The organism is Labedella endophytica (assembly GCF_003990045.1).
Lineage (GTDB): Bacteria > Actinomycetota > Actinomycetes > Actinomycetales > Microbacteriaceae > Labedella > Labedella endophytica.
In genome coordinates, this window is sequence record NZ_RZGZ01000003.1 from 280,468 (window position 1) to 302,779 (window position 22,312).

Here is a 22,312-nt window from a genome sequence, read left to right on the forward strand (position 1 = left end):
AGCCCGCCCTCACCCCACGGGGAACGGAACCGCGGCTCCCGCCGGCTCCGTCACCGTGAAGCGCGAGATGTCCTCGGACGTCTCCCCGTCGAGCGCGAGCTCGGCGAGCACCCGACCGATCGTCGGCGTGAACTTGAATGCGTGTCCCGCGCCGAGCGCGACGATCACATCGGGGTGGTCGTCGAGCGGGCCGATGATGAAGCGGCGGTTCTCGGTGAGCGCGTACTGACATGTCACGGTGCGGAGCACCTCTCCGCTCCCACGGATCGTCGCCGCCATGAAGGTCGAGAGCTGGTCGAGCAGCGCGGGGGAGGGTACGAAGGTCCGATCCTCCGGCCGCATGAGGTTGTCGGAGACGTCTCGCGCCGCCTTGATCGTGGGTTCGCCGTACGTCGGGAAGCCGTAGTAACACTGCACGTCCTCCCAGATCCAGACGGGGAACCGGGAGCGGTCGAAGTCCTGTGGTTCGGACGGGGTGAAGTACGTGACCTGCTCCTGCATCACCGTGAGGGGGATCTCCGCGCCGAGTGGGGCGACGAGTCGGTTCGTCCACGCATCGGCCGCGATGACGACCTTCCGTGCCCGCACGTCGCCGGAGGACGTGCGGACGATCACACCGTCGCCGTCCGGTTCGACGCCCTCGACCGTGGTGCGGTCGCGCAGCGAGGCGCCTCCCATCCGGGCGTGCATCTGCAGGGTCGCGACGGAGCGGGCCGCGTGCGCGATGCCCGAGTCCGCCGTGTAGATGGCCCGCACGTTGGCGGGGATCGAGAACTGCGGGAAGCGCGCATGCACCTCCACGTTCGAGAGCATCTCGAACGGAACCCCCGTGGCCGTGAGGCTCTCGACGAAGTCGTCGATCGAGTGCGGACCGTCGTCGGGGAAGAAGACGAGGCCCCCCGTGATGTCGAGGAGGTGCTCCCCGGTGGCTGCCTCGAGGTCGGCCCAGTCGCGGTACGCGGCCTGCGCGAGCCGCACGTACTCCGGAGCGCCGTAGGACGTGCGCACGATCCGTGAGGTGTCGTGGGAAGCACCGCGCACGTGGCCGAGATCGAACTGTTCGAAGCCGACGACGCGCGCCCCCTTCCGTACGAGGTGGTAGGCCGCGGCGCTTCCGAGCGCTCCGAGGCCGACGACGGCGACGTCGAATGTCTCCATGTGGTGCTGATCCTTCTTCTGTGGGTGGCGGAACGGATGAGGGGAGGGATGTCAGAGGACCTTCGCGAGGAAGGATCGGGTGCGCTCGTGCTGGGGTGCGCGCAGCACCTGCGTCGGCGGACCGGATTCAACGACCACGCCCTCGTCCATGAACGTGACGGTGTCGGCGACCTCGCGGGCGAAACCGATCTCGTGCGTGACGACGATCATCGTCATTCCGTCGTCGGCGAGCCCGCGCATGACGTCGAGCACCTCGCCGACCAGTTCCGGGTCGAGGGCCGACGTGGGCTCGTCGAAGAGCATGAGCTTCGGCCGCATCGCGAGCGCTCGCGCGATGGCGACGCGCTGCTGCTGACCGCCGGACAGCGACCGAGGGTACGCGTCCGCCTTCTCCGCCAGACCGACGGCGTCCAGCAGCTCGCGTGCCCGGGCCCTGGCCGACGTCGGGCTCTCGCGGCGCACCCGGATGGGCGCCTCGACCAGGTTCTCGAGCACGGTCATGTGCGGGAACAGGTTGAACGACTGGAAGACCATTCCGATGTCGCTTCGCCGGGAGGCGATCTCCGCATCGCGGAGTTCGTGCAACCGGTCGCCCTGGCGCCGATAGCCCACGAGCTCCCCGGCGACGCTGATGGTGCCGGCATCGATCTTCTCGAGGTGGTTGATGCAGCGCAGGAACGTACTCTTCCCCGAGCCTGACGGTCCGAGCAGGCACATGACCTCGCCCGTCCGCACCGTCATGTCGATGCCGCGGACCACGAGGTTCGATCCGTACGCCTTGTGCACACCTCTCGCCTCGACGAGCACGGGGGCCGATTCGATCGTCATGGGGACGTCCTCTCCGTCGATGTCTCCCCGGCGGGAGCGACCGGAGCGTGTCGCGGCACGATGCCGCGGGCGATCATGCCGAGGAGCGTGCGGTCGGTCCGTCGGGAATCGCCGCGCGTGACGTGACGCTCGAGGTAGTACTGGCCGATACTCAGCACCGTGGTGAGCAGCAGGTACCAGAGGCTCACGGTGATGAGCAGAGGGACGACCTGGTACGTACGCGAATAGATGGCCTGCGCCTGCCACAGGAGCTCAGGGATCGCGATGACACTGACGAGAGACGTCGTCTTGAGCATGGAGATCGTCTCGTTGCCCGTGGGAGGGATGATCACGCGCATGGCCTGCGGGAGCACGATCCGACGGAAGGTCTGCGACTTCTTCATCCCGAGGGCGTGAGCGGCGTCGGTCTGCCCGGAGTCGACCGATTGCAGACCGGCCCGAACGATCTCCGACATGTAGGCGCCCTCGTTGAGACCGAGTCCCAGCACCGCGGCGAGGAACGGCGTGATGAGCACGTTCGTGCTCTCCGTGAAGAGAGTCGGGCCGAAGGGGATTCCGATGGACACCACGGGGTAGAGCGCGGCGAGGTTGAACCAGAAGATGAGCTGGACGAGGAGCGGGGTCCCGCGGAAGAAGGCGACGTAGGCGGAGGCGGCGGTGGAGACGACCACGTTCGACGACTCGCGCGCGAGCGCCATGACGACCCCGATGACGACGCCCAAGACCATCGCGATGACCGTCAGCCACATCGTCGTCGCGAGGCCGGCGAGGATCTGCGCGTTGAAGACGTAGCTGAAGACGAGGTCCCACTGGTAACGCGGATTCGTCAGCAGGGAGACCGCGATGAGGCCGGCCACGAGCAGAACGAGCGCCGTCGCGACCCACTGTCCGTAGTGTCGGACGGGGACCACCCGAATCGCCGCGGCCGGGGAGGGGGCCGCCTCACTCCCCGGCACTGGTGAGCACCTCGGACTCCTCGACGGCCCCGCTCGTGACGCCCCACTTCGAGAGGATCTCCGCGTACGTCCCGTCCTCGATGAGCACGTTGACCGCCGCGGCGATCGCCGGCGAGAGGTCCGAGCCCTGCGTGAAGGTGAAGCCCCAGGTGCTCGGGTCGTACGTCTCCTCGAGCACCTCGAGTGCGCCGCTCGACCGGTCGGCGACGTAGACGAGCGGCCCGTAGTCCGACATGCTCGCGTCCGCTCGACCGGAGGTGAGAGCGAGCGTGGCGTCCGGCTGGGTCGGGAACACGGAGATCTCGATCGGTTCCTCGCCCGCGGCGGTGCACTCGGCGTCGAAGATCGGCATGTAGTTGTCCGCGTAGACCGTTCCTTGCTGAACCGCGATCCGGCGACCGCACATCGAGTCGAGGTCGATGCCGAGCGGGTTCCCGGTCGGCACGATGAGCGACGTGCCACCGGCGAAATAGGTGACGTAGTCGACGACGGCGAGTCGCTCGTCCGTGACGCTCATCGCGCCGTTCGCCATGTCGACGCGTTCGGACTGCAGCGAGGGGATCATCGCGTCGAAGCCCACGTCCTCGTGCTCGACCTCCACACCGAGCACGTCGCCGACCGCGAGGAGCAGTTCGATGTCGTTCCCGGTGAGGGTCTCGCCGTCGTCGGCGAGCAGGAAGTGCGGGGCATACCCGGGTCCGCCGGCGGCGTGGATGACGCCGGCCTCGGCGATGTCGGACGGGAGGAGATCGGCCGCCTCCTGGTCGAACGTCCCCGCGATGAAGTCGGAGCCGATCGTCTCGACGGGATCGGCGGAGGTGCCGGAGTCCGGGGCCGAGGAAGGGGTGGAACACCCGGTGAACGCCGCGATCGCACCCACCGAAACCGCGAGGAGGGTGAGGCGGGGACGTGCGGATCGGCGGGGTCGGGCATACGGTGTGGCGACGGTCATGAGCGGGACTCCTCGAGCGAGATGGCCGGGCGATGGGGGAGGTGGAGCGCTGTCTCTGCCCGTCCGGACTCGGTTCGCCGGCGGGGTGCGGTCACTCTATGGATCGCGTGATGCCCCCCTGTTACAGTGCTCATCATGTGCAATCAAGACGGCGTGGAATTGTCGATTCTGCGGTCCTCCGCGGCACCCGCATCACGATGACGGCTCAGGTCGAGGTGGCCCTCCGCGTTCTCCGCACCGTCGCGGAGCGGCCCGACCCCACGTCGCCGCTCGGTTCCGGTGACGTGGCGCGCGTACTCGGCGAGAGCCCCAGTCGCATCTCCCGCGTGTGCGCCGAGCTCGAGCGGACCGGCCTGATCGCGGGAGGCGGGAGGTATGGTTCCCACGGTCTCGGCCGGGAGGCCGTCCGGCTCTCGGGTCGCGCGGCGGCGCCCGTCGCGCGCTCGGTCCGCTACGCGCTCACCCTGGCGGCGCAGTACACCGGTGAGACGGCCTGCGTCGCCGCGCGGGCCGGCGATTCCGTGCACATCTCGGCCTCCGTCGGATCCGAGTGGACCCTGCACGCCTCGGCCGACGTCGGGGAACGGATCGCGAATGGCACGGCGATCGCCGATGCGGCGACGGAACGGACCGATCTCGGGGACGGAGCCCCGAGGGTGTTCGAGTCGCGATCGGCGAGCGTCGTCGAGGTGGCGACGCCGATCATCGGACCGGACGGCGAGTGCGTCGCCGTGGTGGCCGTCCGCCTGCCGACCCACCGAGCGACGGGTGGTGTGCCGCGTGCTCGTCGAGCCGTGGTCGCCGCCCGTCGTCGCATCGAGTCGATGATCGGGCGCGCGCGACGCGCACCCGACGATCGTGGACCGGTCGACGTTCCGTCGCGCGATCGGTCTCGGAGCGAGCCGGCTCTCGACGCCACGGTCCGCATCCTCGGCCGCCTCGCGGAGGGAGCAGACACACCCGCCGGGATCGCACGCTCGACCGGGCTCCGGCTCGATCGCGTGCAGCGTCTCCTCGACGCAGGCATCCGGGCGGGTGTCGTGGAGACGCGATCCGATGCGGGGATCGTCGAACTCGGGTGGGGCATCCACGGCTGGCATCGGTCGGCGACGGTGCCCGTCCTCACCTCGACGGGTGCGGAGCTCGTGGCCGAGGCCGCGGCGGACGCCGGGGTCTTCGGCTTCATCACCATCCTGAAGGGGATCCGGAGTTTCACGGTCGTCGAGGAGCTCGGATCTCCGGACGGCGGCATCGTCATGATGCCGTGGCTCGGCCGGCCGCACCCGGTGATCGGTTCGGACGGCGGCCCGACGCTCGTGATGGAGTTCCAGCCCGACGACCTCGCCGGTCTGCTGCAGAAGCGACACCCTGCGCACGAGTTCGAGCTGCTCGTCGAGCGCATCCGCGAGGTCACCCGTGCCGGCGTCATCACGATCGATTCGGACCACGACGCCGGACTCATCTCCGTGTCCGCGCCGATCCGCGACGCGAGCGGCGCCGTGGCCGGGGCGGCGTGCCTCACCGGAGGAACGGACTCGGTGCGCCACCGCCGCTCCGAGATCGAGGACGCCACTCGCGCGCTCGCCGGACGCCTCTCCGACCTCCTGCGCTGATGCGCGCCGTCCGTTCCGCGTGTGCGGACCGGGGTCTTGCCGACGTCGGGGGACGATGGGAGGGTGACGGCATGGCCATCGAGGTGCGACCCGCGACCGTGTTCGAGGACGTCAGGACGATGGTGGGTCCGAAGCGGCCCGACGCGAACGTCTGCTGGTGCCTCAGCTATCGGATTCCGTCGACACGGAACAGGGCCCTCGTGGGGCCGGAGCGCGGCCGACTGGTCGAAGAGCTCATCGCCGAGGACATCCCGCCCGGCATCCTCGCTTACGACGGCGACGAGGTGGTCGGTTGGGCCGGTGTGCACCCGCGAGTGGACACGTCGTTCCAGCGCAACCGCAAGATCCCCCACATCGACGACCTCGACGTGTGGAGCGTGTGGTGCATCCGGGTGCGACCCGGTCACCGTGGCCGGGGCATCTCGCACGCCCTCCTCGCTGGGGCCGTCGATCTCGCGCGGTCCCACGGGGCCCCGGCGATCGAGGGGTATCCGGTCGACAACGACGGGAAGAAGGTCGACCTGACGATGGCTTACGTCGGCACGCGTGCGCTCTTCGAGGCCGAGGGCTTCGAGAAGGCCGCCGACACCACGAGCGTGCTGAACGGCTTCCCCCGCGTGCTCATGCGCCTCGCGCTGGTGTGAGCGGGGTGGGTCAGCCCCGCGTCCACTCCAGCAGGCGTTCGACCGGCCAGGTCGTGATGATGCGGTCGGCGGGCACGCCATTGCGTGTCGCTCGGTCGGCGCCGTAGGCGAGGTAGTCGAGCTGGCCGGGCGCATGCGCGTCCGTGTCGATGCTGAAGAGGCACCCGGCGTCGAGGGCGAGAGTGATGAGCTCGTCCGGCGGATCCTGGCGCTCCGGCCGCGAGTTGATCTCCACCGCCACGTCGTTCTCGGCGCACGCTGCGAACACGGTCTCGGCGTCGAAGTCCGATGGCGGCCTGGTTCCCCGGGAGCCCTGGACGAGACGGCCCGTGCAGTGCCCGAGGACGTTCGTGCGCGGGGTCCGGATGGCTCCGAGCATGCGCTCGGTCATCGTGGCGCGGTCCGAGCGCAGCTTGGAGTGCACGCTCGCGACGACGACATCGAGCCGGTCGAGCATCTCGGGGGTCTGATCGAGCTCGCCCGACTCGAGGATGTCGACCTCGATCCCGGAGAGGAGCCGGACCGGTCCGCCCTCCGCGTTCAGAGCGTCGACCACGTCGAGCTGCTCCGTGAGCCGCTCGACGCTGAGGCCGTTCGCGATCGTGAGGTTGGGGGAGTGGTCCGTGAGAGCGATGTACTCGCGCCCGAGGAGTGTCGCGCCGTGGAGCAACTGCTCGATCGTGGAGCCGCCGTCGGACCACTCGCTGTGCGCGTGGAGGTCGCCGCGGAGCTGCGTGAGGAGGTCGGCGCCACCGGTGGCGAGCGTCTCCGTGTTCTTCTCCCGGAGATCCGCGAGGTAGTCGGGTACATCGCCCGCGACGGCCTGAGTGATGACCTCGGACGTGCGCCCGCCGATTCCCTTCATGCTCGTCAGGCGCCCGCCGCGCACGCGTGAGGCGAGTTCGTCCTCCGACAGCGGGGCGATGATCTTCGCCGCCTTCCGGAACGCCCCCACCTTGAAGGACGGAGCGCCCGAGCGCTCGAGCCAGAAACCGATCTCGTTGAGGGCGTCGACGGCGAGCATGTGGCCATTCTGGTGTGCGGAGAGCCATCCCGCGCGGGGTTGTGCACGCCCGGGGTGTCCCCGGTCGTCGGCGCACCGCTGTGCATCCCGGCGATGTCGGTGGTCGGTTCTACCGTGGAGACATGGACATCAGGAACTGCCCCGAGTGCGGCGACGACACGATGGACGCGGGACGTGCGATGTGGCCGGGGATCGACGCTCCGGTCGACGTCGTGCGCTGCGCGAGCGACGAGTGCGACTGGGTCGCGATCGACGAGAGCCTCGAGGTCGTCGTCGAGCGCGAGCACACGCTCGCCGCGTAACCGCGCCCACTGAGCGAGCCCGCATCAGCTGGCTCGGTCGCGCCAGCGGGATTACGCAGGCAGCGACGCCTCGATGAGGCGCACGATCTCCGGGTCGTCGGGCTCTGTCGACGGACGGAAGCGGTGCACCGTGCCGTCGGCCGTCACGAGGAACTTCTCGAAGTTCCACGACACGCGTCCGGCCTTGCCGCTGGCGTCGGGGGTCTTCTTCAGCGCGTCGTAGAGCGGGTGGGCCGAGCGGCCGTTCACCTTGACCTTATCGAACATCGGGAACGTGACACCCCACGTCATGGAGCAGTACTCCTTGATCTTGTCCGTGTCGCTCAGCTCCTGGAGGAACTGGTTGCTCGGGAAACCGAGCACCGTGAAGCCGCGATCACCGTAGGTCTTCTGCAGCTTCTCGAGCGTCTCGTACTGCGGAGCGAGCCCGCAGCGGGAGGCCACGTTCACGATGAGCTTGACGGGCGCGAACTCGGCGAGCGTCGTAGTGGCGCCGTCGATCGTCGTGATCGGAATGGAGGACAGGTCCTCGGTCATGGTGTGCCTTTCCTGGCGTGCCGGATACCCGTCACGCTATCGCCGCACACTGCGCGCCCGCTGCACGTCGGAACGTGCAGCGGACGCGAGTGACGCTCGGTATTCCGAGCCGGGACGCGGCTCAGGAGACGAGTGACGCTTCGATCGTCGCGATGTCGTCCGCCGAGAGGTCGAGGTCCGCCGCCGCCGCGCTGTCGGTGATCGACGCGGGACGCGACGCACCGGGGATCGGGATGACGGTCGAGGAGATCGACAGCTCCCACGCGAGGGTGATCTGGTACGGGCTCACGTCGTGACGCTCGGCGACCTCGGCGAACGCGGCATGCTGCTCGGCGAGCTCCGCGGCGTTCGAAATGCCTCCGAGGGGGCTCCACGGCAGGAACGCGAGACCCAGCGCGGCGCTGTGCTCGAGCTCGGTGCGGCTCGAGAGGAACCGGGGCGAGAACTGGTTCTGCACCGAGACGAGCTTGCCTCCGAGGATCGAGTGCGCCTCGTCGATCTGCTCGACGGTCGCGTTCGAGATGCCGGCCTGCTCGATGACACCGTCCTCGAGCAGCAGCGCGAGGGCTCCGATCGAGTCGGCATAGGGCACCTCGGGGTCCGGACGGTGGAACTGGTAGAGACCGATCGCGTCGCCGCCGAGGCGGGCGAGCGAGGCCTTGGCCGCCTCGACGAGGTGCTCGGGCCGTCCGTCGAGCGTCCAGGATCCGTCGCCGGGACGGAGGGCCCCGCCCTTCGTGGCGACGAGGATGTGCGAGGTGTCGCGGCCGTAGCTCGCGAGGGCCTCGGCGATGAGCTCCTCGTTGTGGCCCACCTCGCCCGCGTCGCGGTGGTAGGAGTCGGCGGTGTCGATGAAGGTGACGCCGGCGTCGATCGCGGCGTGAATCGTGGCGATGGAGCGCTCGCGGTCGGGGCGTCCTTCGATCGACATGGGCATGCCGCCGAGGCCGATGGCGCTGACGGAGTGGCTTCCGATGGTGCGGGTTCTCATATGGTCTCCTTCGAAGAGGTGGTGCGCCCGACGATAGCCGTCGCGAATCCGTGTGCCCGGGCCTTTACAGGGAGAGCTCGGGCCTTTACAGAGAGCCCCGGCCCATCACAGAGAATCGGCCGGGAGGCAAGCGCCGGGCGATACCCGCCGAGTGGTGTCGGAGCGTGCCAGAGTAGGAGGGCGCGACGCGTCGGTGCCGAGCTCCACGGACCGAGCGTCGCCCGACCGATCCGGAAGGACCTTCTCGATGACCTACGTCGCCGACTCCACCCGCTACGACGGCTCCATGCAGTACCGACGCACGGGCCGATCCGGCCTCGACCTGCCGCTGCTCTCGCTCGGCTTCTGGCACAACTTCGGTGACGATCGCCCGATCGAGACGCAGCGTGCGATCGTGCACCGCGCTTTCGACCTCGGCATCACCCACTTCGACCTCGCGAACAACTACGGGCCGCCCTATGGCGCGTCGGAGCGCAACATCGGTCGCATCCTCAGCGAGGACTTCACGGCCTACCGGGACGAGCTCGTGATCTCCTCGAAGGCGGGTTGGGACATGTGGCCGGGCCCGTACGGGCAGGGCGGCGGCGGACGGAAGTACATGCTCGCGTCGCTCGACCAGTCGCTCGACCGACTGGGCCTCGACTACGTCGACATCTTCTACTCGCACCGCTTCGACCCCTCGACGCCGCTCGAGGAGACCGCCCGGGCGCTCGATACCGCCGTACGGCAGGGCAAGGCGCTCTACGTGGGCATCTCGTCCTACGGCGCCGAGGACACTCGGACGATGGCCGGCCTGCTGCGCGAACTCGGCACGCCGCTGCTCATCCACCAGCCCTCGTACTCGATGCTCAACCGGTGGATCGAGACCGAGGGTCTGCTCGACGCGGCCGCCGAGGTGGGTGCCGGGGTCATCGGCTTCACGGCGCTCGCGCAGGGGCTCCTGACGCCGAAGTACCTCGACGGCGTTCCCGAAGGATCCCGTGCGTCCAAGGGGACGTCGTTCGACACGTCGTGGCTCACGGATGAGGTGCTCGACAACGTGCGCGCGCTGAACGCGATCGCCGAACGTCGCGGGCAGTCGCTCTCCCAGCTGGCCCTCGCGTGGGCCCTCCGCGACGAGCGCGTCACGTCGCTCGTCATCGGGGCGTCGTCGGTCGAGCAGCTCGAGCAGAACGTCGGCGCGCTCGATCGCCTCGACTTCACCTCCGAGGAGCTCACCGAGATCGATCGCTACGCCACGGACGGCGGCGTCGACCTGTGGAAGGGTGCTCGCGAGGGGACGCTCGGCTCCTGATGGCCAGACGGGGAGGCAGCGGGCGCGGGGGGATCGGCGCAGGAGGAATCGGCGGAGCGGCTCGGGCGCCGCTCGGCGTCGCCGGCCGCCTCGCCGCCGTCGGAGGCGGCGTCGTCCTCGGCGGGATCGTCGCCCTCATCCGTCTCGCGCGCGCGCCGCGGCCGATCCATCCTGCCGGGCTCGTCCTCGACGGTCGGATCGAACCGCTTGACGCTCCCGGGTTCGAGCGGAGCGGAATCGACTGGATCGACGGCACCCCGTCCGGCCCCGTCGAGGCCCGACTGTCGCGCGGGATCGGCGTCCCGGTCCCCGTTCCCGACATCTGGGGTCTGGCCTTCCGACAGCGCTCGGAACGAGCCGCGACGGAAGGAGGAGCCGGCGTCGCGACGCGATCAGGCGACGTCCTGCTCGCGAGTCTCCTCGGATCCGGCCGACGCGCCCGATTCGTGCCGATGGTCCGCCTGTCTCCCTGGGGCGCCGTCTTCGGCACGGTCATGCCGTACCGGTCCGCAACGGGGGCCGTGCTCGTCGGGGCGCGGACGATCTCCGGCGCTCCCGCCTCCGCCACGCCCACCGGTCAGGCGCGCGAGCTGGGCAGGCGGCCCTGGGTTCTCGAGCTCCTCTGGGCTACCCCCAGCGGACCGTGGCGCCCCTTCGCCACCCTTTCCCTGTCCGCACCCGCCGGCGAGGCGGTCGATCGCGCCGACCTCCGCTTCGACCCGGTGCTCGCACCGCCGTCCGGAGCTCGGACGTATGAGTGGACCCGAGCGCTTCGCGAGCCCGCGTACCGCCGGGCGCGCGGTCGTCGCCCGCTCCGGAGGACGACCTAGGACCTAGCTCGCCGGTACCTCGCCGTGCTGGGCGTCCCGTTTCCTCGTCGTGAGGTAGAGGCGGTGCCCCGTGATAACGACCGCGAGCCAGGCGGCCCCGAGGATCCAGGCGGCCAGGACGTCCGTGAACCAGTGGTGACCGAGGAACACCCGGCTGATCCCGATCGTGACGACGAAGATCGCCGCGATCGCGATGGTCAGGACCCGCGTGACGACGGCGGACTGTCTGAGGATGAGCAGGTAGGCGACGATCCCGGCGATCACGGTGGCGTTGAGGGTGTGCCCGGACGGGAACGACGGCGAGGTCTCATACGGGGGGACGGCGTCCGCGCGCTCGGGACGGGCCCGCCCGATCAGCTCCTTGCCCGCGACGGTCATGAGCAGCGAACCGGCTCCAGCCGACACGATGAGGATCACCGGGGTCCACGAGCGGCGTCGGATCGCGAGGAAGAGCATGACGGTGACGGCGATGACGGGCATGCCGATGACCCCGCCGACGTCCGTGTATCCCGTGACGGCGGCGTCGAGGCCTGGGGAACGGAGGCCGAGCGAGGCGTCGAGGAGGGGCTGGTCGAGGAGTGCGACGCCGTCGGCCTCGGTGACGGCCTCGTAGACCTCGGAGACGACGTAGGTGAGCGTCGCCGCGATGACGGCGCCGACGAGCAGGAGGAGGACGAGAGCCTTGTTGGGGCCGAGCAGTCGACTGATCCGGTAGAAGACGGCCGCGAAGAACTCACCGAGCGGAGTCCGCCAGTCGGTGAGATCCTGCTTCCCGACGCGGCGGTCCTGCTCGAGCTCGCCCCGGGGCCCGACCTCGTCGGGGCCCGGTGGGGCCAGGATCTTCTTCTCCGCCATCGTGACTCCTCGTCGTACGCCTGAGGGACGACGATAACCGTTGCCCCGCCGGGATGCCGCTCGGGGCCGGGGGATGGTGCGAGCGAGGCCGAACGGCTAGGCGGATCGACTGCGCATCCGTGCACGGGGTGCACGGAGCCGCTCCCGGTGCCGGAGGATGGAGGGGTGAATGACTCGACGGAACCCACCGGCCGCATCGTCCTCGTCCGCCACGGCGAGACGGAATGGAGCCTTTCGGGCCAGCACACCGGCACGACGGACCTCCCCCTCACGGAACGGGGGGAGGAGCAGGCGCGGCAGCTCCGCGCCGTGCTCGACCCCGCCGACTTCGGCCTCGTGCTCTCGAGCCCGCTCCGCCGTGCGCAGCACACGGCCGAGCTCGCGGGCTTCACCGACGTGACCATCGAGCCGGATCTCACCGAGTGGGACTACGGCGCGTACGAGGGCAGGACGACGGCGGACATCAGTGCGGAGCTCGGTCGCCAGTGGGACCTCTGGAACGACGGGGTCCCAGCCGGGGACACCCCGGGCGAGAGCGCCGCCGACGTACGCCGACGGGCCGATGTCGTCCTCGCCCGTGCCCGTGAGGCGCTACCGCAGGGCGACGTCATCCTCTTCGCACACGGTCATATGCTGCGCGCCATCGCGATCGCCTGGGTGTCGCTGCCACCGGAGTCCGGCACGATCTTCGCGCTCTCGACGTCGACGCTCAGTGAGCTCGGTTTCGAGCACGGGCGGCCGGCGATCCGGAAGTGGAACGCTCCGATCGCGCACTGATCGAAGGTGTGGGCTCGGATGAGCTCCGCAGAACAGCAGACGGCGCGGTCCTCGAGGAATCGAGGACCGCGCCGCGCGTCGTGCAGAATCTCCCGTGCAGGGTCAGCTGCGCGCGTCAGCCCGTCGCAGCCGGATGCGGAAGGCCAGCGCGAGCGAGCCGAGGGCCGTCAGCGCGACCGCCCACAGGAGGGCGCCGCCGCTGACCGCCTCGGTACCCGAGTAGGCGAGACCGTCGCCGGGACCGTCGGAGCTGTCGCCGTCGCCGGAACCGCCTCCGCCCGAGCCGTCGCCGTCTCCTCCGTCGCCGCCGCCGTCACCGGGGGTTCCGGGAGCGCTGGGGGTCGGGGTCGTGGGGGGCGTGCTCGGTCCGGGGGTCGGGGTGATGTCCTCGGGAACGATCGTGATGTCGTACTCGACCGTGACGTCGGGCTCGTTGCCGTTCGAGACGATCACCTCGAAGGTGTACTCGCCCGGTGTCGTCGGCGTTCCGGAGATCGTGCCGTCGTCATCGAGCTCGAGTCCGGGCGGGAGGGTGCTTCCCTCGCCGAGCTCCACCGAGGGGGTGGGTTCGCCGTCTGCCGGGACCTCGAACTCGTACGGCGTACCGACGGTTCCGTCCGGGGGAGTGTCGTCGCCGACGGTCGGGCTCGGGGTCTCGCCGACCTCGCCGTCCTCTCCGCACTCGTTCGGGATGACGATGTCGTTGCTCTGCAAGGTCACGGCGCCCACACGGGCGAGGAGACGGCCGTCGATGTCCGCACCGGTGGTGACGGAGATCGACTGGTCGGCGAGGATCGTCCCGACGAAGTCGGAGTCGGTTCCGAGCGTCGCGGAGCTGCCGACCTGCCAGAAGACGTTGCACGACGTCGCGTCGCCGTTGAAGACGATGTCGCTCGCGGTCGAGGTGATGAGCGTCTCGTCAGCTTGGAAGACCCACACGGAGTCGGCATTGCCCTCGAGGGTCAGCGTTCCCGTCAGTGAGAGGTTCGTGCCGGAGTAGACGCCGGGAACGAGGGACTGGCCACCGAGGTTGCCGAGGCCGATGCGGTTGGGCGACAGGCCGGCGGCCACGTTGTAGGCGGTCGTGAGGTCTGCCCGCGCCGTGGCGGCGGCTTCGTTCGCGACGTTGAGGGCTCCGGTGTAGCTGCCGCCGGTCGGCGGTCCGGTGAATCCGACGACGGCGCTGCCGGGGCTGAGGCCCACGTCACCGCCGACGGTCGTGGGTCCGGTGTTCGTGATGGTGCTCGAGGCGAGTACGCCGTAGGTTGCTGCCGTTCCGAGCCCGATGGGCCCGTCGATCGTCGTCGCTGCGTTCGCCGCCGCCCCTGGCACGAGGGCCAATGCGAGCGTCGCAGCGCCCAAGGCGGCTGCGAACCTGAGTTGTCGGGAGGAGGGGGTGGTCGTCGGCATGGCCGTCCAATCGGAGAGGTGCCGATGGATACCGAGGTGAGATCGCAGAGAACCGCTCCTGTGCTGTTTTTACCAGCGACGGCGTCACCCCCCTAGGGTTCGGCCGAACGGGGGGTGTGGAGGGGGATTTTGCGCTCACCCCTTGCGTAAACGTCCCCGACGTGTGTCGGACAGTCTTTCGGGGGTGTTCAGTGCTCGAGCATCATCCGTCGGGCGAGCCGCGCGATCTCGCGGGTCGCGGGGGACAGGACCGTGTCGCGGCGCTGGACGATCGCGATGACGTCCCACAGGGGCTCCTCGAACCCCACGGTGTGGAGACCGTCGGGGAAGACGCGGCTGCGGGCGACGGCACGCGAGACGATCGTGTCGCCGCCCCCGCGGGCGACGATGCTGAGGGCCGACTCGACGTGCTCGACCTCCATGACCGGCGTGAGATCCACGCCGGCGAGCTGGGCGCGTCCCGCGAGCTGGCGTCGGGTCGGATCGCGCCACCCGTAGTGGGCGTCGTAGAGGATGAGGTCGCTCTCGGCCAGTCGTTCGATCGTCATGGGGCTCGCGGCCTTCGCCGGGTCGGCGGTCGCGAAGACCACTTCGTCGCGCATGAGCGGAGTCACGTGCAGGCCGTCGTTCTCGACGGGGAGGACGACGAGTCCCGCCTCGAGATCACCGGAGGCGACGGCGTCGGCGACCTCGACCGAGTTCTGTCCGATGATCCGCAGCCGGACCTTCGGGTACCGCTCGTGGAACGTCTCGAGCAGTTGCGAGAGGAAGTAGAAATTGGCGTTGCGGAGCAGACCGAAGGTCGCGACGCCGCCGAGGAGCGAGGTGGAGGACCGGAGCGCGGCATCGGCGCCGTCGGCGGCCGCGACCACCTGTCGCGCGAAGGGGAGGAGCTCGTTCCCCGCGCTCGTGAGCGTCAGTTTGCGGGGACCGCGGGTGAAGAGATCGACTCCGTATGCCTGCTCGATGCGCTTCACGAGTTCGGACACGGAGGGCTGCGTCATGTGGAGGAAGGCCGCGGCCGCGGTGAACGTCCCGAGAGTGGCGACGGCGACGAACGCGCGGAATTGATTCAGCGTCATAGGTCGAGCCTATGGGAGGTCCCACCTAACTCGGCATTGTCCGAGGTCAGGTCGATCGGCAGGCTGGAGACCATGAAATTGAGCCCCCGCTTCCTCTCCGATAATGCGGGCCGCGTGAACTTCTTGAAGTCGCCGGCCATCGACGCTCCGCCCGCGCAGACCGATCCCGCGGTCCGCGAGCGCGTCTCGGCGATGCTGTCGGACATCGAGTCGGGTGGACTCGATGCCGTCCGCCGCTACGCCCGTGACCTCGACCGCTTCGAGGAGTCGTCCTTCGAGATGACGAGCGAGCGACTCGCGACGAGCGGGGACCGCCTCGACCCCGCACTCCGGGAGGCGATCGAGCTCGGATCCGAGCGGACCAAGCAGTTCGCGGCGCTCCAGCGCGAGCACCTCGTCGACTTCGAGGCCGAGCTCGCGCCCGGCCTCATCACCGGGCAGCGCTACATCCCGGTCTCGCGGGTCGGGGCCTACCTGCCAGCCGGTCGCTTCCCCCTCACGGCGAGCGCCTTCATGACGGTGGGTGTCGCGAAGGTCGCCGGTGTGCCCACGGTCATCGGATGCACCCCGCCGGGACCCGACGGTCGACCGAACGACGCCGTCGCGTACGCCGCGCACCTCTCGGGTGTCGACCGGCTCTTCACCCTCGGAGGCGTCCAGGCGCTCGCCGCGATGGCCTTCGGCCTGCTGGGCGAGGCTCCCGTCGACATGCTCGTCGGCGCGGGCAACGCCTACGTCGCCGAAGCCAAGCGCCAGCTCTTCGGTCGTGTCGCGATCGACCTGCTCGCCGGCCCCTCCGAGGTCGCCGTGATCGCGGACGAGAGCGCGGACGCCGAGATCGTGGCCGCGGATCTCCTGGGGCAGGCCGAGCACGGCCCGAACTCCCCGGCCGCCCTCGTGACGACGTCCGAGGCGCTCGGCCGCGCCGTCATCGAGGCGGTCGACCGACAGCTCGTCGGCCTGTCCACCCGCGAGATCTGCGGACCCGCCTGGCGCGACTTCGGCTCCGTCGTGCTCGTCGCGAACCGTGAGGACGCCGTGAGCGTCATGGACGAATTCGCGCCGGAGCACCTCGAGGTGCAGACGGCGGATGACGCGTGGTATCACGACACGCTCACGAACTACGGGTCGCTCTTCATCGGCCACTGGAGTACCGTCGCGTACTCCGACAAGGGCATGGCCGGGACGAACCACACCCTGCCCACCGCCGGGGGCGCGAAGCACAGCGCCGGCCTCTCCGTCTCCCGCTACCTCAAGCCCCTCACCTACCAGCGCATCGCCCGCGAGAGCACACCGGCCCTCGCGCACGCCGTCGATGTCATCTCCGCGAGCGAGGGGATGACCGCCCACCAGGCGACGGCCACCATGCGACTCGACACCTACGCCCAGTGACCGCACCATCGACCAGTGATCGCACCACCGACCCTGCGGAAGACCTCATGAGAATCCCCACACGATCCACCCCCGTCCGTCGCCTCGCCCTCGCGGGACTCGTCGGAGTGACCGTCGTCGCTCTCGCCGGTTGCGCAGCCCCGGGCGCGGGCGGCGGTTCCGACGCCGCCGAGCAGGAGGACATCGCCGAGCAGGTGACGGCCGACCAGGTCGCCGACCTCGGCGACATCACCCTCACGATGTGGGCGGACCAGGCGGAGGAGCCGCTCATGGACCTCCTCGTCCCGGCCTATGAGGAGGCGTACCCCAACGTCACCGTCGACATCACGTACAAGAGCTTCGACGACCTCATCGCGACCGTCGTCAACGCCGCGAACAGTGCGAACGCCCCCGACCTGTTCCAGGGCAACATCGGCTACGCCGTCGACGGCGCGCTCGTGAAGGCCGGACTCGTCCGTCCGCTCGACGACGTGGCGGACGTGTACGGCTGGAACGAGGGAACGGGCGCGAGCACGCTGGCCCCCTCGAAGTGGAATGACGACGCCACGACCTTCGGCGACGGCACCCTCTACGGCATGTCCCCGATCAGCGAGGTGCAGGGGATCTACTACAACACGTCGAAGCTCGAGGCCCTCGGCCTCGACGCCCCCGCGTCGATCGACGACCTCGAGGCGGCGCTGCCCGTCGCCGCCGCGTCCGGCGAGACGCCGATCATGCTCGGCAACGCCGACCAGTACGCCGGCACGCACATCTTCTCCGACATCGCCGCGACGACGCAGGACCCGGCGGACATCCGCGCCTGGATCGGCGGGGACCCCGACCAGTCCTTCGTCACGGACGGCAACGTCGAGGCCGCCGAGACCATGGCCGAATGGGCCGACGCCGGCTACTTCGGTGACGGCTACGACGGCCTCGGCAACGAGGACGCCATCGCACGCTTCGCGGACGGCGACGGAGTCTTCTTCGTCGGCGGGTCGTGGAACGGCGCGTCCCTGAACGCCGCCGAGTTCGGGTTCGGTGCCCTCGCCTCTGGTGGCGTGGGAGCGACGGCGTCGCCGTGGCACATCAGCAGCTCGAGCGAGAACGCCATCGCGTCCATCGCCTTCCTCGAGATGCTGCACTCGCCCGAGACGGGTCAGTGGATCCTCGACACGGGTCGCCTCCCCGTCATCACCGACGGCGTCACGGCCGGGGACGAGCTGCAGCAGCAGACCCTCGACGCGCTCACGGCGACGATCGACGCCGGTACGCAGGTGGGTTACTACGACTGGACGACCACCGACATGCTCACCGTCATGGGCGGCGGGCTGCAGGAGGTCATGGCCGGACGATCGAGCGCCGACGACTTCGTCGAGACCGTGCAGGCGGCCTGGGCCGACGGACACGGCAGCGAATGACCGTGTCCTCCGCGACGCGAGCGACCGTCGTCGCCACCCCTCGGGGTCGGCGGCGGCGGTCGTCGTTCACCGCCTACAGCTGGTCGTCGCTCCTCTACGTCGCCCCGGCCCTCCTCTTCTTCGGCGTCTTCGTCATCTACCCGATCTGCATCTCGGTGCAGACCTCGTTCTACGAGTACGACGGGCTGACGGTCGCGACGCCGGTGGGAGCCGCCAACTACGTCGCGGTCTTCACGGATCCCGCGCTGCGCGAGGCGCTCCTGCATTCGCTCGTCCTCCTGTTCTTCTACGCGGTCCTCCCCGTCGTCATCGGCCTCGGCCTGGCTGGACTGCTCTCGCGCATCCGCATCTACGGACTGACGTTCTTCCGAGCGGTGCTCTTCATCCCCCAGGTCCTCTCGAGCGTCGTCGTGGCGGTCGCGTGGCGCGGGATCCTCGCGTCCGACGGACCCCTGAACTCGGTCATGCAGGCCGTCGGCCTCGGCTCGTTCGCCACCAGCTGGCTCGGTGACTTCGACACGGCGCTGCCCGCCGTCGGAGGGATCGGCACCTGGGTGCAGTACGGACTCTGCATGGTGCTCTTCCTCGGTGGCATCGTGGGGATCGACCGTTCGCTCTACGAGGCCGCTCGCCTCGACGGCGCCGGCGCCATCCGCGAGTTCCGCGCGATCACCCTGCCGGCGCTGCGCCCGCAGATCTCGATCGCGCTCATCCTCTGCATCACCTTCGCGCTGAGGAACTTCGACATCATCTGGAACACCACGAGGGGCGGACCGGGAACGTCGACGGCCGTGCCGAGTGTGTACATCTACCAGGACGCGTTCCAGAACAGGGCCCTCGGCCAGGCCTCGGCCATGGCCGTCGTGCTCACGCTCCTGATCCTCGTCATCGTCGGGATCGTGCAGTTCGCGTTGCGTGAGCGATCCGATGTGCCCCGAGCGGCGCGCCGGTCGGGAGGAGTCCGATGAAGGTATCGACGGTCGAGACGACCCTGACCCACGCGATCCTCGTGCTCGCCGCGCTCATCGCCGTGTACCCGCTCGTGTCGATCGTCGCCTCAGCGCTGCAGGGCGCCGACGGGTTCGGACTCGGGAGCTTCGCGGTGGCCTGGGAGCGGGGCTCGTTCGGTCCGGCCCTCCTCTCGAGCGCCTTCATCTCGATCACGGTCGTGCTCGTCACGGTCGCCGTCGTGAGCCTCGCCGGCTACGCCCTCGCCACCATGCGTGTGCCGGGGGGCCGCATCATGCTGCCGGTCCTGCTCCTCGGGCTCGTCCTGCCGTACGAGGTCACCGTCCTGCCGCTCTACCAGATGATGACGGACTGGGGCATCCTCGACACCTGGTGGGCGCTCATCCTGCCGCAGATCGGCTTGTCGGTTCCGCTCGGGGTCTTCTGGATGCGCGCCTTCTTCGCCGCTGTGCCGGTCGAGCTGCTCGAGGCCGCGCGCATCGACGGGGCCGGCCGGTTCGAGACCTTCCGCCTCGTGCTCCTTCCCATCGCGGGACCCGCGATCGCCACGTTGTCGACGATCCTCTTCCTGTTCACGTGGAACGAGTTCCTCCTCGCTCTCGTGCTCGTGCCGCAGAGTCCGGTCGCTCAGACCGCGCCGCTCGCCCTGTCGTTCTTCGCCGGGGCCGGGCGCTCGATCGATCAGAGCGTCGTGGCGGCCGCCGCGGTCATCGTCGCGGCGCCGATCGTCCTGGCTTATGTCATCCTGCAACGGCGGCTCATCGCCGGGCTCACGGAAGGAGCGGTGAAGTGACGGCAGCGTCGATCCCCACGACCACGCGGATCGTGTGCGAGCAGGTCGCCCCGGCGATCGTGGATCTCGCCCACAACTCCCGACTCGTCCTCGATGTCCTGGATCGCGCCGTCGCCGACGGGGCCGACGTGCTCGTGCTCCCCGAGCTCGTCACGTCCGGGTACGTGTTCGATTCGCCCGCGGAGGCACGGTCCGTCGCCATCACTCCCGACGACGAGGTGTTCGCCGCGATCGCGGTGAGGCTCGAGGGGACGCGCACCGTCGTCGTGCTCGGCTTCTGCGAGCTCGGGACGGACGGAGCGCTCTACAACAGCGCCGCCGTCGTCTCGGCCGACGGGGTGCTCGCGGTGTACCGCAAGGTCCACCTCTGGGATCGCGAGAACCTCGTCTTCACGCCGGGATCGTCGGCCCCGCCGGTCGTCGAGACCCCGCACGGCCGCCTCGGCGTCATCGTCTGCTACGACCTCGAGTTCCCGGAGATGCCGCGCTCGCTCGCCCTGGCCGGCGCCGACCTCATCGTCGTGCCGACGAACTGGCCCCGGACGGAGGTGCCGGAGGGGGAGAAACCCCCGGAGATCATCCACGCCCAGGCCGCCGCCCGCTCCAACGGCGTCTTCATCGCCTGCTGCGATCGCACGGGACTCGAGCGCGGCCAGGCATGGACGGAGGGCACCGTCATCCTCGACCAGTTCGGCTGGCCCCTCGACCGCGTCGTCGGGGAGGGCAGGGCCGTCGCGGACGTCTTCCTGCCCCTCGCGCGCGACAAATCCATCTCCCCGCACAACGACCTGCTCGGAGATCGTCGACCGGGCATCTATTCCACGGAGAAGACCGTATGACCGCGCCATCGACCGACCCCTCGACGCCGACGGACTGGTGGCGCTCGGCCGTCATCTACCAGGTATATCCGCGTTCGTTCGCCGACGCCGATGGAGACGGCACGGGCGACCTCCGTGGAATCGCCGACCGGCTCGACCACGTTGCACGGCTCGGTGCCGACGCCGTGTGGCTCTCGCCGTTCTATCCGTCGCCGCAGCGCGACGGGGGCTACGACGTCGCAGACTATCGGGCCGTCGACCCGCAGTTCGGCACCCTGGGCGACTTCGACGCGCTCGTCGCGCGCGCCCACGCGATCGGTCTCCGCGTGATCGTCGATCTCGTTCCCAACCACTGTTCGTCCGACCACGCCGACTTCCGCGCGGCGCTCATGGCGGCCCCCGGTTCGCCAGAGCGCGCGAAGTTCCACTTCCGCGACGGGCGCGGAGCGACGGGTGAGCTACCGCCCAACGACTGGACGTCGATGTTCGAGGGACCCGCGTGGACGCGAGTCGAGGAGGCCGACGGCGCTCCCGGCCAGTGGTACCTGCACCTCTTCGACACCACGCAGCCGGATTGGAACTGGGACGAGCCGACCGTGCGCGCCGACTTCGAGACGACGCTCCGGTTCTGGCTCGATCGGGGAGCGGACGGGTTCCGGGTGGACGTGTGCGACGCGATCATCAAGGCGCCGGGACTGCCGGACTGGCCGCACCGCACGAAGGGTGTCGTCGAGCCGGTCGACGGGGTCATGCCGCCGATGTGGGATCAGGAGGGCATCCACGAGGTGTTCCGGGCCTGGCGCTCGGTGCTGGACGAATACGACGGCGACCGCATCCTCTGCGCGGAGGCGTGGCTCTCGCCCGAGCGGGCCGCTCGGATCGTCCGACCCGACGAGATGCACCAGGCGTTCAACTTCAGCTACCTGGAGCAGCTCTGGGACGCCGGAGACATCCGCGCGACGATCGACGAGTCCCTCGCGGCGAACGACGCGGTCGGCGCGCCCACTACGTGGGTGCTGTCGAATCACGACGTGATGCGGCACGCGAGTCGGTACGGGTACGACGGCCCGGTGGAGCTGGAGTCCGGCGTCGGGGCAGGCGACCCCCAGCCGGATCGGGCGCTCGGTCTGCGCCGGGCGCGAGCCGCGACGGCGCTCATGCTCGCGCTCCCCGGCTCCGCCTACCTGTACCAGGGCGAGGAACTCGGCCTCCCCGAGGCGACGGCCCTCCCGGACGACGTTCGACAGGATCCGGTGTGGGAGCGATCGGGTCGTACGATCCGCGGACGGGACGGATGTCGCGTCCCATTGCCGTGGCTGCCCGACGGACCGTCGTTCGGATTCGGTTCGGCGGCGACGACCTGGCTCCCGCAGCCGGACGATTACGGCCGGTACGCGGTCTCGGTCCAGGAGGTCGACCCCGCGTCGACCCTCGCCCTCTACCGCGGCCTCCTCGAGGCTCGGCGGGCGTGGGGGCTGGGGAGTGGGTCGCTCCACTGGGACGATGCCGCGGACGGTGTGCTCGTCTTCCGTCGCGGTGAGGTGCTCGTCGTCGCGAACGTCTCCGGAGCGCCCGTGCCGCTGCCGGCGGGGGAGCTCATCGTCGCGAGCGGCGAACTCGACGGCGGCTCGATCCCCGCGGACACGACGGTCTGGATCGTGTCGCCCGCATCGGAGTGAGGGCCGGCGGT

General features: G+C 69.7%; 22 protein-coding genes. 12 read left to right on the forward strand and 10 right to left on the reverse strand.

What is annotated here, in order from left to right:
• Positions 1-9 precede the first annotated feature (9 nt).
• Genes solA through ELQ94_RS12355 form a run of 4 tightly spaced genes read right to left on the reverse strand, consistent with a single transcriptional unit; the run spans position 10 to position 3,894 of the window.
• A complete protein-coding gene (solA, locus tag ELQ94_RS12340; RefSeq protein WP_127050657.1) occupies positions 10-1,158 on the reverse strand; it encodes an N-methyl-L-tryptophan oxidase in 1,149 nt (382 codons plus the stop codon).
• A gap of 51 nt (positions 1,159-1,209) precedes the next feature.
• Positions 1,210-1,986 (reverse strand): amino acid ABC transporter ATP-binding protein, encoded by a 777-nt coding sequence (locus tag ELQ94_RS12345; protein WP_127050658.1) that lies wholly within the window; start codon positions 1,984-1,986, stop codon positions 1,210-1,212.
• Positions 1,983-2,897, reverse strand: a complete 915-nt coding sequence (locus ELQ94_RS12350) for an amino acid ABC transporter permease (RefSeq protein WP_243697001.1) — start codon at positions 2,895-2,897, stop codon at positions 1,983-1,985. The genes ELQ94_RS12345 and ELQ94_RS12350 overlap by 4 nt, the downstream gene beginning before the upstream one ends.
• 31 nt (positions 2,898-2,928) lie before the next feature.
• Positions 2,929-3,894 (reverse strand): ABC transporter substrate-binding protein, encoded by a 966-nt coding sequence (locus ELQ94_RS12355; protein WP_127050660.1) that lies wholly within the window; start codon positions 3,892-3,894, stop codon positions 2,929-2,931.
• Between the two features lie 137 nt (positions 3,895-4,031).
• Here ELQ94_RS12355 and ELQ94_RS12360 point away from each other — a divergent pair, with 137 nt between their 5' ends.
• Together ELQ94_RS12360 and ELQ94_RS12365 are read left to right on the forward strand one after the other, a co-directional pair.
• Positions 4,032-5,507: a helix-turn-helix domain-containing protein gene (locus ELQ94_RS12360; protein ID WP_166404776.1), complete on the forward strand. Its 1,476-nt coding sequence runs from the start codon at positions 4,032-4,034 to the stop codon at positions 5,505-5,507.
• Positions 5,508-5,578: 71 nt separating this feature from the next.
• Entirely contained in the window at positions 5,579-6,151 is a 573-nt protein-coding gene (locus ELQ94_RS12365; RefSeq protein WP_127050662.1) for a GNAT family N-acetyltransferase, read from the forward strand.
• A gap of 10 nt (positions 6,152-6,161) precedes the next feature.
• On the opposite strand, the gene ELQ94_RS12370 is transcribed toward ELQ94_RS12365, so the two are convergent.
• A complete protein-coding gene (locus ELQ94_RS12370) occupies positions 6,162-7,175 on the reverse strand; it encodes a PHP domain-containing protein (protein WP_127050663.1) in 1,014 nt (337 codons plus the stop codon).
• 122 nt (positions 7,176-7,297) lie between these two features.
• Between ELQ94_RS12370 and ELQ94_RS12375 the strand changes: the two genes are divergently transcribed.
• Entirely contained in the window at positions 7,298-7,477 is a 180-nt protein-coding gene (locus ELQ94_RS12375) for a hypothetical protein (RefSeq protein ID WP_127050664.1), read from the forward strand.
• A 51-nt stretch (positions 7,478-7,528) separates the two neighbouring features.
• On the opposite strand, the gene ELQ94_RS12380 is transcribed toward ELQ94_RS12375, so the two are convergent.
• Both ELQ94_RS12380 and ELQ94_RS12385 read right to left on the reverse strand, forming a co-directional pair.
• Positions 7,529-8,014 carry a glutathione peroxidase gene (locus ELQ94_RS12380; protein WP_127050665.1) on the reverse strand — a complete coding sequence of 162 codons (486 nt, stop codon included), beginning with the start codon at positions 8,012-8,014 and terminating at the stop codon, positions 7,529-7,531.
• 121 nt (positions 8,015-8,135) lie between these two features.
• Positions 8,136-9,005 carry an aldo/keto reductase gene (locus ELQ94_RS12385; protein ID WP_127050666.1) on the reverse strand — a complete coding sequence of 290 codons (870 nt, stop codon included), beginning with the start codon at positions 9,003-9,005 and terminating at the stop codon, positions 8,136-8,138.
• A gap of 247 nt (positions 9,006-9,252) precedes the next feature.
• Here ELQ94_RS12385 and mgrA point away from each other — a divergent pair, with 247 nt between their 5' ends.
• The gene (gene mgrA / locus ELQ94_RS12390; RefSeq protein WP_127050667.1) at positions 9,253-10,299 is read left to right on the forward strand and encodes an L-glyceraldehyde 3-phosphate reductase; all 1,047 of its coding nucleotides are present in this window, start codon (positions 9,253-9,255) and stop codon (positions 10,297-10,299) included.
• On the forward strand, positions 10,299-11,129 hold the full coding sequence (locus ELQ94_RS12395) for a hypothetical protein (RefSeq protein WP_127050668.1): 831 nt from the start codon (positions 10,299-10,301) through the stop codon (positions 11,127-11,129). The genes mgrA and ELQ94_RS12395 overlap by 1 nt, the downstream gene beginning before the upstream one ends.
• Before the next feature lie 3 nt (positions 11,130-11,132).
• Here the strand turns inward: ELQ94_RS12395 and ELQ94_RS12400 are convergent, their stop codons facing one another.
• On the reverse strand, positions 11,133-11,984 hold the full coding sequence (locus ELQ94_RS12400; RefSeq protein ID WP_127050669.1) for a phosphatase PAP2 family protein: 852 nt from the start codon (positions 11,982-11,984) through the stop codon (positions 11,133-11,135).
• Between the two features lie 165 nt (positions 11,985-12,149).
• Here ELQ94_RS12400 and ELQ94_RS12405 point away from each other — a divergent pair, with 165 nt between their 5' ends.
• Positions 12,150-12,761: a histidine phosphatase family protein gene (locus ELQ94_RS12405; RefSeq protein WP_208007676.1), complete on the forward strand. Its 612-nt coding sequence runs from the start codon at positions 12,150-12,152 to the stop codon at positions 12,759-12,761.
• A gap of 102 nt (positions 12,762-12,863) precedes the next feature.
• Here ELQ94_RS12405 and ELQ94_RS12410 read toward each other — a convergent pair whose 3' ends face one another.
• Both ELQ94_RS12410 and ELQ94_RS12415 read right to left on the reverse strand, forming a co-directional pair.
• Positions 12,864-14,171 carry an ice-binding family protein gene (locus ELQ94_RS12410; protein ID WP_127050671.1) on the reverse strand — a complete coding sequence of 436 codons (1,308 nt, stop codon included), beginning with the start codon at positions 14,169-14,171 and terminating at the stop codon, positions 12,864-12,866.
• A gap of 188 nt (positions 14,172-14,359) precedes the next feature.
• Complete coding sequence (locus ELQ94_RS12415) at positions 14,360-15,253, reverse strand: LysR family transcriptional regulator (protein ID WP_127050672.1); 894 nt, start codon at positions 15,251-15,253, stop codon at positions 14,360-14,362.
• A 72-nt stretch (positions 15,254-15,325) separates the two neighbouring features.
• Between ELQ94_RS12415 and hisD the strand changes: the two genes are divergently transcribed.
• Genes hisD through ELQ94_RS12445 form a run of 6 tightly spaced genes read left to right on the forward strand, consistent with a single transcriptional unit; the run spans position 15,326 to position 22,301 of the window.
• The gene (gene hisD, locus ELQ94_RS12420) at positions 15,326-16,645 is read left to right on the forward strand and encodes a histidinol dehydrogenase (RefSeq protein WP_127050673.1); all 1,320 of its coding nucleotides are present in this window, start codon (positions 15,326-15,328) and stop codon (positions 16,643-16,645) included.
• A gap of 47 nt (positions 16,646-16,692) precedes the next feature.
• Positions 16,693-18,042, forward strand: coding sequence for an ABC transporter substrate-binding protein (locus ELQ94_RS12425; RefSeq protein WP_127050674.1), 1,350 nt, complete (start codon positions 16,693-16,695; stop codon positions 18,040-18,042).
• Positions 18,039-19,010: a carbohydrate ABC transporter permease gene (locus ELQ94_RS12430; protein WP_127050675.1), complete on the forward strand. Its 972-nt coding sequence runs from the start codon at positions 18,039-18,041 to the stop codon at positions 19,008-19,010. Before ELQ94_RS12425 ends, ELQ94_RS12430 begins: the two co-directional genes overlap by 4 nt.
• A complete protein-coding gene (locus ELQ94_RS12435) occupies positions 19,007-19,804 on the forward strand; it encodes a carbohydrate ABC transporter permease (protein WP_127050676.1) in 798 nt (265 codons plus the stop codon). Before ELQ94_RS12430 ends, ELQ94_RS12435 begins: the two co-directional genes overlap by 4 nt.
• Entirely contained in the window at positions 19,801-20,643 is an 843-nt protein-coding gene (locus ELQ94_RS17455) for a nitrilase-related carbon-nitrogen hydrolase (protein ID WP_127050677.1), read from the forward strand. The genes ELQ94_RS12435 and ELQ94_RS17455 overlap by 4 nt, the downstream gene beginning before the upstream one ends.
• A complete protein-coding gene (locus tag ELQ94_RS12445; RefSeq protein ID WP_208007678.1) occupies positions 20,640-22,301 on the forward strand; it encodes a glycoside hydrolase family 13 protein in 1,662 nt (553 codons plus the stop codon). Before ELQ94_RS17455 ends, ELQ94_RS12445 begins: the two co-directional genes overlap by 4 nt.
• Positions 22,302-22,312: the final 11 nt, after the last annotated feature.